Origin of the sequence: Aeromicrobium yanjiei, from assembly GCF_009649075.1 — a bacterium.
GTDB lineage: Bacteria > Actinomycetota > Actinomycetes > Propionibacteriales > Nocardioidaceae > Aeromicrobium > Aeromicrobium yanjiei.
Genome location: NZ_CP045737.1, coordinates 3070661 through 3081845, shown reverse-complemented (window position 1 = coordinate 3081845; position 11185 = coordinate 3070661). Strand labels below are relative to the sequence as shown.

At 67.0% G+C, this 11185-nt stretch carries 6 protein-coding genes; 3 read left to right on the top strand and 3 right to left on the bottom strand.

Going from position 1 to position 11185, the window contains the following annotated elements; translation table 11 throughout:
- The first annotated feature begins 127 nt into the window (after nt 1-127).
- Together rpoB and GEV26_RS15090 are read left to right on the top strand one after the other, a co-directional pair.
- Nucleotides 128-3589 (top strand): DNA-directed RNA polymerase subunit beta, encoded by a 3462-nt coding sequence (rpoB, locus tag GEV26_RS15095; protein WP_153654376.1) that lies wholly within the window; start codon nt 128-130, stop codon nt 3587-3589.
- Between the two features lie 71 nt (nt 3590-3660).
- Nucleotides 3661-7482, top strand: a complete 3822-nt coding sequence (locus tag GEV26_RS15090; RefSeq protein ID WP_153654375.1) for a DNA-directed RNA polymerase subunit beta' — start codon at nt 3661-3663, stop codon at nt 7480-7482.
- 60 nt (nt 7483-7542) lie between these two features.
- Here GEV26_RS15090 and GEV26_RS15085 read toward each other — a convergent pair whose 3' ends face one another.
- Together GEV26_RS15085 and GEV26_RS15080 are read right to left on the bottom strand one after the other, a co-directional pair.
- On the bottom strand, nt 7543-8316 hold the full coding sequence (locus GEV26_RS15085; protein WP_153654373.1) for a cutinase family protein: 774 nt from the start codon (nt 8314-8316) through the stop codon (nt 7543-7545).
- Nucleotides 8313-9416: an acyltransferase family protein gene (locus tag GEV26_RS15080; protein ID WP_153654371.1), complete on the bottom strand. Its 1104-nt coding sequence runs from the start codon at nt 9414-9416 to the stop codon at nt 8313-8315. The genes GEV26_RS15085 and GEV26_RS15080 overlap by 4 nt, the downstream gene beginning before the upstream one ends.
- Nucleotides 9417-9437: 21 nt before the next feature.
- On the opposite strand from GEV26_RS15080, the gene GEV26_RS15075 reads away from it, so the two are divergent.
- Nucleotides 9438-9926 (top strand): NUDIX hydrolase, encoded by a 489-nt coding sequence (locus tag GEV26_RS15075; protein WP_153654369.1) that lies wholly within the window; start codon nt 9438-9440, stop codon nt 9924-9926.
- Here the strand turns inward: GEV26_RS15075 and GEV26_RS15070 are convergent.
- Complete coding sequence (locus tag GEV26_RS15070; RefSeq protein WP_153654367.1) at nt 9905-11050, bottom strand: hypothetical protein; 1146 nt, start codon at nt 11048-11050, stop codon at nt 9905-9907. The two genes, GEV26_RS15075 and GEV26_RS15070, sit on opposite strands and share 22 nt — an antisense overlap.
- Nucleotides 11051-11185 lie beyond the last annotated feature (135 nt).

Sequence of the window (11185 nt, the reverse complement as noted above, 5' to 3'; positions counted from 1 at the left end):
TTTCGCGCTCGCCTTGCCCTGCCCATCTCCTGACCGTGATGGAAAGGCGCCCCTTGACCGGGGTCGTTTGGCGTGCGCGCGGAACATCTCCGAGCCACCCGCCTGCGAGCCCTTGGAAGGACCCCTCTTGGCCGCCTCGCGCAACACTGCATCTGTTCAGCCCCGCCGCATCTCCTTCGCCAAAATCTCCGAACCTCTCGAGGTTCCTGAGCTTCTTGCTCTGCAGACCGACGCCTTCGCCTGGCTGATCGGCGATGAGAAGTGGCGCGAGTCAGTTGACGCTGCTCTCGCCGCCGGCAGGACCGATATTTCCACGAAGTCCGGCCTGGAGGAGATCTTTGAGGAGATCTCCCCGATCGAGGACTTCTCCGAGACGATGAGCCTGTCGTTCCGGGATCACCGGTTCGAGCCGCCGAAGTACTCCGTCGACGACTGCAAGGACCGCGACGTCACGTACGCCGCGCCGCTGTTCGTCACCGCCGAGTTCATGAACAACGAGACCGGCGAGATCAAGAGCCAGACCGTCTTCATGGGTGACTTCCCGCTCATGACGGACAAGGGCACCTTCATCATCAACGGCACCGAGCGTGTCGTCGTCTCCCAGCTGGTCCGTTCGCCGGGCGTCTACTTCGAGCGCACGCCCGACAAGACGTCCGACAAGGACATCTACACCGCGAAGGTCATCCCCTCGCGTGGCGCTTGGCTCGAGTTCGAGATCGACAAGCGCGACATGGTCGGCGTGCGTCTGGACCGCAAGCGCAAGCAGAGCGTCACCGTGCTGCTCAAGGCGCTCGGCTGGTCCGAGGCGCAGATCCTCGAGGAGTTCGGCCAGTACGAGTCGATCCGCCTGACGCTGGAGAAGGACAACACCACCGGCCAGGACGACGCGCTGCTGGACATCTACCGCAAGCTGCGTCCGGGCGAACCGCCGAGCCGCGAGGCCGCGCAGACGTTGCTGGACAACTACTACTTCAACGCCAAGCGCTACGACACGGCCAAGGTCGGTCGCTACAAGATCAACAAGAAGCTCGGCGTCGAGGAAGCCTTCGACCAGCAGACGCTGACGATCGACGACATCGTCTCGACGATCAAGTACATCGTCGCCCTGCACGCCGGTGAGACCGAGCTGGCCACCGCGGCCGGCACGACCATCGTCGAGGCCGACGACATCGACCACTTCGGCAACCGTCGCATGCGCACGGTCGGCGAGCTGATCCAGAACCAGCTCCGCACGGGCCTGGCCCGCATGGAGCGTGTCGTCCGCGAGCGCATGACGACCCAGGACGTCGAGGCCATCACGCCGCAGACCCTGATCAACATCCGCCCGGTCGTCGCGGCGCTGAAGGAGTTCTTCGGAACCTCGCAGCTCTCGCAGTTCATGGACCAGAACAACCCGCTCGCGGGCCTGACGCACAAGCGTCGTCTGTCGGCCCTCGGACCGGGTGGTCTGTCACGTGAGCGCGCCGGCTACGAGGTCCGTGACGTCCACCCGTCGCACTACGGCCGCATGTGCCCGATCGAGACCCCCGAGGGCCCGAACATCGGCCTGATCGGCTCGCTCGCGTCCTACGGTCGGATCAACTCGTTCGGCTTCGTCGAGACGCCTTACCGCAAGGTCATCGACGGCCGCGCGACGGACGACGTGGAGTACCTCACGGCGACCGATGAGGACCGATTCATCATCGCCCAGGCGAACTCGCCCCTCACCGAGGACGGCACGTTCGTCGATGACATGGTGCTGGTCCGCCAGAAGGGTGGCGAGGCCGAGCTGCGCCCCGCCGCCGACGTGGACTACATGGACGTCTCGCCCCGCCAGATGGTGTCGGTCGCGACGGCTCTGATCCCGTTCCTCGAGCACGACGATGCGAACCGCGCCCTCATGGGTGCGAACATGCAGCGTCAGGCCGTCCCGCTGATCCGCAACGACGCCCCGCTCGTCGGCACCGGCATGGAGTTCCGTGCCGCGGTCGACGCCGGTGACGTCACGGTGGCCAAGGTCGCCGGTGTCGTCAACGAGGTCTCTGCGGACGCGATCGAGATCATGCAGGACGACGGCTCGTACTTCACCTACCGTCTGGCCAAGTTCCGTCGCTCGAACCAGGGCACGTGCACCAACCAGCGCCCGCTGGTCAAGCACGGTCAGCGTGTCGAGGTCGGCACGCCGCTGGCCGACGGTCCCTGCACCGACGAGGGCGAGATGGCGCTGGGCACCAACCTGCTCGTCGCCTTCATGCCCTGGCAGGGTCACAACTACGAGGACGCGATCATCCTCAGCCAGCGTGTCGTCCAGGACGACCTCCTCACCTCGATCCACATCGAGGAGCACGAGGTGGACGCCCGCGACACCAAGCTGGGCCCCGAGGAGATCACGCGGGACATCCCCAACGTCTCCGAGGAGATGCTGGCCGATCTCGACGAGCGCGGCATCATCCGCATCGGTGCCGAGGTCGGCAACGGTGACGTGCTCGTCGGCAAGGTCACGCCCAAGGGCGAGACCGAGCTGACCCCCGAGGAGCGCCTGCTCCGTGCGATCTTCGGCGAGAAGGCGCGCGAGGTGCGCGACACGTCGCTGAAGGTGCCGCACGGTGAGTCCGGAACCGTCATCGGTGTGCGGGTGTTCGACTCCGCGGAGGGCGACGAGCTCTCCCCGGGCGTCAACCAGCTGGTCCGCGTCTACGTGGCCCAGAAGCGCAAGATCTCCAACGGTGACAAGCTCGCCGGCCGTCACGGCAACAAGGGCGTCATCTCCAAGATCAACCCGGTCGAGGACATGCCCTTCCTCGAGGACGGCACGCCCGTCGACATCGTGCTCAACCCGCTCGGTGTCCCCGGACGCATGAACGTCGGACAGGTGCTCGAGACGCACCTCGGCTGGGTCGCCAAGACCGGCTGGGACATCTCGGACATGAAGGACGAGTGGGCCGACCGTCTGCGTGCCATCGGTGCCGATCGTGCGCCGAAGGACAGCAACGTCGCGACCCCCGTCTTCGACGGTGCCCGCGAGGACGAGATCCAGGGACTCCTGGCCTCGACCCTGCCCAACCGCGACGGCGAGCGCATGGTCAAGCGCGACGGCAAGGCGAAGCTGTTCGACGGTCGCACCGGCGAGCCCTTCCCCGACCCGGTCTCGGTCGGCTACATGTACCTGCTGAAGCTGCACCACCTCGTCGACGACAAGATCCACGCACGTTCCACGGGTCCGTACTCGATGATCACGCAGCAGCCGCTGGGTGGTAAGGCGCAGTTCGGTGGACAGCGTTTCGGTGAGATGGAGGTGTGGGCCCTCGAGGCCTACGGAGCGGCGTACGCGCTGCAGGAGCTCCTGACCATCAAGTCCGACGACATCCTCGGACGCGTCAAGGTCTACGAAGCCATCGTCAAGGGCGAGAACGTCCCGGAGCCGGGCATCCCGGAGTCCTTCAAGGTTCTCGTCAAGGAGATGCAGTCGCTGTGTCTCAACGTCGAGGTGCTCTCGAGCGACGGAACTGCTGTCGAGATGCGCGATGCGGAAGAGGATCTCTTCCGTGCCGCCGAAGAGCTCGGCATCGATCTGTCCCGCCGCGAGCCCTCCTCGGTCGAGGAGGTCTGAGCCCCTGCCGCGCGGCGGCAGCTCAGATCCCCTCATCCATGATTTCAAGAAAGTAAGGGAAAGAAGACAACGTGCTTGACGTGAACTTCTTCGATCAAATCCGGATCGGTCTCGCGACCGCCGACGACATCCGCGGATGGTCGTTCGGCGAGGTCAAGAAGCCCGAGACGATCAACTACCGCACGCTCAAGCCCGAGCGTGACGGACTCTTCTGCGAGAAGATCTTCGGTCCCACCCGGGACTGGGAGTGCTACTGCGGCAAGTACAAGCGCGTGCGCTTCAAGGGCATCATCTGCGAGCGCTGCGGCGTCGAGGTGACCCGCTCCAAGGTGCGCCGTGAGCGCATGGGCCACATCGAGCTCGCCGCCCCGGTCACGCACATCTGGTACTTCAAGGGTGTCCCGAGCCGGCTCGGCTACCTGCTCGACCTCGCCCCGAAGGACCTCGAGAAGGTCATCTACTTCGCGGCGTACATGATCACCAAGGTCGACGAGGACGCGCGTCACCAGGACCTGTCGAGCCTCGAGGCCAAGATCGACCTCGAGCGCAAGCAGCTCGAGAGCCGTCGTGACAACGAGGTCAACGAGCGCATGCAGAAGCTCGAGGAGGACCTCGCGGCCCTCGAGGCCGAGGGTGCCAAGGCCGACGCCAAGCGCAAGGTCAAGGACTCGGCCGAGCGTGAGGCCAAGCAGCGTCGTGACCGCGCCCAGCGCGAGATCGACCGCCTCGACGAGGTGTGGAGCCGCTTCAAGAGCCTCAAGGTCCAGGACCTCGAGGGCGATGAGCTGCTCTACCGCGAGATGACGTACCGCTTCGGCAAGTACTTCGAGGGCTACATGGGCGCCATGGCGATCCAGAAGCGCCTGCAGGACTTCGACCTCGAGGCCGAGGCCGAGTCGCTGCGCGAGATCATCGCGACCGGCAAGGGACAGAAGAAGACCCGCGCGCTCAAGCGCCTCAAGGTCGTCTCGGCGTTCCTCGGCAGCAACAACGCGCCGGCCGGCATGGTCCTCGACGCCGTCCCGGTGATCCCGCCGGAGCTGCGTCCGATGGTGCAGCTGGACGGTGGCCGCTTCGCGACCAGCGACCTGAACGATCTCTACCGCCGCGTGATCAACCGCAACAACCGGCTCAAGCGTCTGCTCGACCTGGGTGCTCCGGAGATCATCGTCAACAACGAGAAGCGCATGCTGCAGGAGGCCGTGGACTCGCTGTTCGACAACGGTCGCCGTGGTCGCCCCGTCACCGGACCGGGCAACCGTCCGCTGAAGTCGATCTCCGACATGCTCAAGGGCAAGCAGGGTCGCTTCCGTCAGAACCTGCTCGGCAAGCGCGTGGACTACTCGGGCCGTTCGGTCATCGTGGTCGGCCCGCAGCTCAAGCTCCACCAGTGCGGTCTGCCCAAGCAGATGGCTCTCGAGCTGTTCAAGCCGTTCGTGATGAAGCGTCTGGTCGATCTCAACCACGCGCAGAACATCAAGAGCGCCAAGCGCATGGTCGAGCGCGCTCGTCCGGTCGTGTGGGACGTCCTCGAAGAGGTCATCACCGAGCACCCCGTGCTGCTCAACCGCGCGCCCACGCTGCACCGTCTGGGCATCCAGGCGTTCGAGCCGCAGCTCATCGAGGGCAAGGCCATCCAGATCCACCCGCTCGTCTGCTCGGCGTTCAACGCCGACTTCGACGGTGACCAGATGGCTGTGCACCTGCCGCTGAGCGCGGAGGCGCAGGCCGAGGCCCGCGTCCTGATGCTGTCGACCAACAACATCCTCAAGCCGTCCGACGGTCGTCCCGTGACCATGCCCACCCAGGACATGATCATCGGCCTGTACTTCCTGACGCTCGAGCGTTCGGGGCACATCGGTGAGGGTCGCGCGTTCAGCTCGGTCTCCGAGGCACTCATGGCGTTCGAGCGCCACGAGATCTCGCTGCAGAGCCACGTCAAGATCCGCATCGACGGCACGATCATCGACACGACGCTCGGTCGCGCGATCTTCAACCAGGCGCTGCCGGACGACTACCCGTACGTCAACATCCAGGTCGGCAAGAAGGAGCTGGGTGTGATCGTCAACGATCTCGCCGAGCGCTACTCCAAGGTCGACGTGGCCAACGCCCTGGACAACCTCAAGGACACCGGCTTCCACTGGGGCACCCGCTCCGGCGTGACCGTGTCGATCGAGGACGTCGTGACGCCTCCGCGCAAGCAGGAGATCCTCGCGACGTACGAGACGCAGGCCGCCAAGGTCCAGACCCAGTTCGACCGTGGTCTGATCACCGAGGACGAGCGTCGTCAGGAGCTCATCGAGATCTGGACCCAGGCGACCGCCGAGGTCTCGGCGGAGATGGAGAAGGGCTTCGACGAGGACAACCCGATCTGGATGATGGTCCACTCGGGCGCGCGCGGCAACATGATGCAGGTTCGTCAGATCGCCGGTATGCGTGGCCTCGTGGCCAACCCGAAGGGCGAGATCATTCCTCGTCCGATCAAGGCCAACTTCCGTGAGGGCCTGTCGGTCGTCGAGTACTTCATCGCGACCCACGGTGCTCGTAAGGGACTGGCCGACACGGCGCTTCGTACCGCCGACTCGGGCTACCTGACCCGTCGCCTCGTCGACGTCAGCCAGGACGTCATCATCCGCGAGGAGGACTGCGGCACCGAGCGTGGTCTCAAGCAGACCATCGCGACCAAGCTCGACGACGGCCGTCTGGTCGCCGCCGAGAACGTCGAGACGGCTGCCTACTCGCGCACCGCGGCGACCGATGTCACCGATGCCGATGGCAAGGTCCTCGTGGCCGCCGGCGGCGAGCTCGGAGACGTCGAGATCGCGGAGCTCATCGCGGCCGGTGTCGAGGAGATCAAGGTCCGTACGGTCCTGACGTGCGAGGCGAAGGCCGGCACGTGCGCCAAGTGCTACGGTCGCTCGCTGGCGACCGGCAAGCTCGTCGACATCGGCGAGGCCGTCGGCACCATCGCGGCCCAGTCGATCGGTGAGCCCGGCACGCAGCTGACCATGCGTACGTTCCACACCGGCGGTGTGGCCGGTGACGACATCACGCACGGTCTGCCCCGCGTCGTCGAGCTCTTCGAGGCTCGCCAGCCCAAGGGCAAGGCTCCCATCACGGAGTCGGCCGGCCGCGTCGTCATCGACGACTCGGACAAGACCCGCAAGCTCGTCGTGACGCCGGATGACGGCTCGGACGTGCTCGAGTACCCCGTCACGAAGCGTGCGCGCCTCCTGATCCAGGACGGCGACCACGTGGAGGTCGGACAGATGCTGACGCACGGCACGCCCGATCCGCAGGAAGTCCTGCGCATCCTGGGTGTCCGCCGCGCGCAGGAGCACCTGGTCGACCAGGTGCAGGAGGTCTACCGGTCGCAGGGTGTGGCGATCCACGACAAGCACATCGAGATCATCGTGCGCCAGATGCTGCGTCGGGTCACCGTCATCGAGCAGGGCGACGCCCAGCTCATCCCCGGCGACCTGGTCGATCGTGCGCACTTCGAGGAGGAGAACCGCCGCGTCGTCGCCGAGGGCGGCACCCCCGCCTCGGGCCGTCCGGTCCTCATGGGCATCACGAAGGCCTCGCTGGCCGTCGAGTCGTGGCTGTCGGCCGCCTCCTTCCAGGAGACGACCCGCGTCCTGACCGACGCAGCGATCCACGGCAAGTCGGACTCGCTGCGTGGCCTGAAGGAGAACATCATCATCGGCAAGCTCATCCCGGCGGGTACCGGTCTCGACCGCTACCGCAACATCCGGGTCGAGCCCACCGAGGAGGCCCGTCAGGCCGCCTACGCCGTCACCGGCTACGGCGACTACGACTACGGCTTCGGCTCGGCTGACGCCGATTCGGTCAAGCTGGACGACTTCGACTTCACGTCGTACGACTCCAAGTAGGCACGCACCTGCCACGAAGCCCCCGGCCATCGGCCGGGGGCTTCGTCGTGCGTGCGCGGGTCAGACGCCGTTGCGTCGCAGCACGCGGTCGAGCTGCTTCGCGGTCACCTTCGCGGTGGACGACTTCTCATAGAACGTCCGGTGCGTCGCCGACGGCGGGCCGCCGGGTGCTCCTTCGTCGTTGCAGATCTCGTCGCCCTCGACGCACAGGGAGATCGCTGCTCGGCGCAGGTCCGGGTCGATCGGCGACCCGGACCCGAGCCTGCCGCTGCCGGTGACCGGCTCGGAGGCGTATCCGTAGCGGGTGATCGCATCGGTCGGGTTCTGGCGCGGGTCCGCCATCATCGCGACCAGACTCACCCGTTCCGCCACGGCAGCGGGCATGTCGGCCGCAGTCGCATGGACGACCTGGGCGCCCTCGCTGAAGCCGACGAGAGCGAACCGACTGTCCGGACACCTTCGCTCGAGCTTCTCCAGCCGGCGGGTCATCAGCTGCGATCCCTCGGCCACTTGGCGCTGGTACGCCGCCAGCGTCGCGGTCTGCGACGAGTCGTAACGGATCGGATCGACCCGGACCGTGGTGTCGGAGCGCCGGTGCAGGAGCTTCGCGAGCTCCTCGACCGTCACCCGGACCTCGGTGCCGACGCCGAGATTGCGATCGGGGTCCTGGGTCGAGCCCCGAGCCCCCACGACGACCAGGTCGGCGCACGTCTCGTCGACCAGCAGCGGCCGGTCGCCGGACGTCCCGGACCCCGCGGTCGGACCCGTGCCGCACGACCCCAGCAGGAGGGTGGCAACGGCGGTGGCGGCGAGCTGGGGCAGCCGCCGGGTCACGGCGCGCGGACCGGGGCCTGGTCGGGAGCGACCGTGTCGGCCGGCACGCGCACCGAGGGCGGCTCGGCCTCCCGGAACAGCCACGTGAGCTTGGGTTCGAACAGCGGGCGGAAGACGGTCGCGACCGGCTTGGTCATGAGCAGATTCGCCACCACGATCGCTGCCAGGGCGAACACCGCGACCGCCGTGGCGCCGTACTCCTCGAAGGTGCTCCAGAGGTCGAGCTCACGGTCGAGCAGGATGATGATGTAGCCGTGCAGGAGGTAGCAGTAGAACGTGCGCCCACCGAGCACGGTCGTGAACGACCGGGAGCGCGGGATGAGCGAGAGGGTCGCGAAGGTCAGCACCGCGCCGACCAGCAGCAGCTCGCCGCGGGTCATCATGCCCTCCCACGCGGTCGCGTCGAGCGGGGGCTCGTCGTAGCGGTCCTTCCAGAGCAGCCACTGCGTCGTCCAGTCGGCCGAGTAGAGCTCGCAGAACACGAATGCCAGCGCGAGGGTGATGGCCGAGACGATCCGGATGCGCCAGTCGCCGAGGCGCAGGAACAGCTCGCGGTTCATGTGCAGGCCGATGACCCAGAACGGCAGCAGCGCCAGGACCTTGGGAAGCGCCAGGACGTTGGGGATCTCGATCAGGCCGGCGAGCAACGAGATGACGATGGAGGTCGTGATCGGATACTTCAGGGCCCGCCAGATCGGCGTGGTGATGCGCCACAGGAAGAGCGCGGCGAGGAACCAGCCGAGCCACTGCGGGGACAAGATCATGAGCGTCTTGGGCTCGTTGTCGTAGTGCCGGGTGATGAGCTGCAGGCTCGTCTCGACCAGCAGGTACGGGACGATGAGCGTGCTGACGATGCGACGGATCTGGCGGAAGTCGCCGATGTAGTGCCGCGCGGTGTAGCCCGAGATGAGGATGAAGAAGGGCATGTGGAACAGGTAGATCCACGTGTAGAGCGCCTTCGCGGAGTCCATCACGACGTACTCGGTGAGCGAGTGGCCGATGACCACGAGCAGCATGACCCAGTAGCGGGCATTGTCCAGGTAGGCCACGCGCTCCTTGGGCGGAGCGGTCGCCACGGGCAACGGGTCGAGGGCACTCATCCCTGACGACTCTAATAGCCTGTGACCAAGACGACCTGGGGAGGACCCGTGCCAGACCCGTCCCGCACGCAGCGGCTGGGCGCGTACGCAGTGGTGCTCCACGACGACCGCATCCTGCTCACCCGCATCTCGGCGCGCGGCTATCCCGCCGGGGCGTGGACGCTGCCCGGCGGGGGAGTCGACCACGGCGAGTCACCGCACGACGCGGTCGTGCGCGAGCTGTACGAGGAGACCGGCTTGGTCGCGCTGTCCTCACACCTCGTCGACGTCCACGACACGCACGTCGTGGCGCTGGGGAGAGGTGACCAGTACGAGGACTACCACGGCGTTCACCTGCTCTACGCGGTCGAGGTGGACACCTCGGTCGAGCCGCACGTCGTCGAGGTGGGCGGCACGACCGACATCGCGACCTGGATCCCGATCGACCAGGTCGGCTCAGTCGTGCAGCCGGTCCTGTCGATGGTCGAGCACGCGCTGGCGCGCGCAGATCACTTCTCGCGCGGCGTGTAGAACAGCGCGGTGTAGTTGCCGCGGGCCGACAAGATGTAGACAGCGCGGGCGATCGATCCGTTCTTGGTGCGCACCGCGTACATCGTGCTGACGGAGTTGAGGTCCTCGGTGACGTCCTTGGTGAGCCTGCCGTCGGGGCTGTGGCTCAGCACGTACTGCTCGGCGATCCGGTCGGCATTCGTGGCGCGCGGCGTCGTCACCGCAGCGAACTCCGGGGTGAAGCTGCTCAGCAGGAGGGTCGCGTCCGAGGGGACGGTCCAGCCGTGGACGAGCTTGGTGGTCAACGGTGCGTCCTCGTCCATCTTGGGCCAGATCAGGCCGGACTTGTCGCCGTCCGCACTGACCTCGGGGATGTCCTTGAGGGATCCGGTGTCGCTCGCCAGCTGGCCCGCGCGCGGATCGCCGACGTACTCGACCGTCACCTGCATGACGGGGTGGGTCAGCGCTGCCGGAGGTGCCGTGCGGGTTGACAGCCGGCCCGGATCGACGCCCATCGTCACCTTGATGTCACGGTTGCCCTCCGTGAGGCCGCGCACGACGGCCCGGCAGCCCGTGATCCGGCGGTCCTTGGACGTGCAGTACGCCGACAGGTCGTCCAGCTGGACGTCCGCGTCGGGGACCGCGGCCGACATCTGGGCGAGCATCCGCCGCACGACCACGTCGGGGTCGCCGTCGATGCGCATCAACGAGATCGTCGTGTCGGGACGCGGCGGCTCCTCAAGGAGCTTGAACGAGTCAGGGCTCGGCCGGGTCGTGGGGGTCGGGGTCGGCGTGGGGGAGGGGGTGCCCTTGGCCTCGTCCTCGGCGATGCGCTCGGCAGCCTCGGCGTCCTTCTGCGCCTGCGCGGCGTCGAGCTCGGGACGGTAGGCCGAGATCAGCCGCGGGCTGCGGTAGCGGAACAGCGGGCCGAGCTGCGCCGCGCCCTGGGGCACGAAGAGCCCGTACGCGATGGGGTTCTCGGGCCCGGACTCGTGCTCGGACAGATCGGTGGCCTCGGTCTCCTTGGTGGGCTGAGGCGTCACCGTCGGGGCCGGGTCCTCCTCCGTCGAGGGATCGCTGGTGCAGGCGGCCACGGCTGTGAGCATGACGACCGCGAGCGCCATCCGGCCGGCACGAGACTTCATCGAGTTCCCCTTGTCGTCGTCCACTGATGGGACTCAGGTCAGATGGGCCGCCGGCTGCGTCGGTCGACGCGGCGGGTGCGCCCAGTGCCTCACGATATCGTTTCGCCACAAGGCGGACGATCACGAGGGGAGCGA

Coding starts and splice junctions, on each gene's coding strand:
- GEV26_RS15080 (WP_153654371.1), bottom strand. CDS start 9,416: ATGAGTGCCCTCGACCCGTTGCCCGTGGCGACCGCTCCGCCCAAGGAG.
- GEV26_RS15070 (WP_153654367.1), bottom strand. CDS start 11,050: ATGAAGTCTCGTGCCGGCCGGATGGCGCTCGCGGTCGTCATGCTCACA.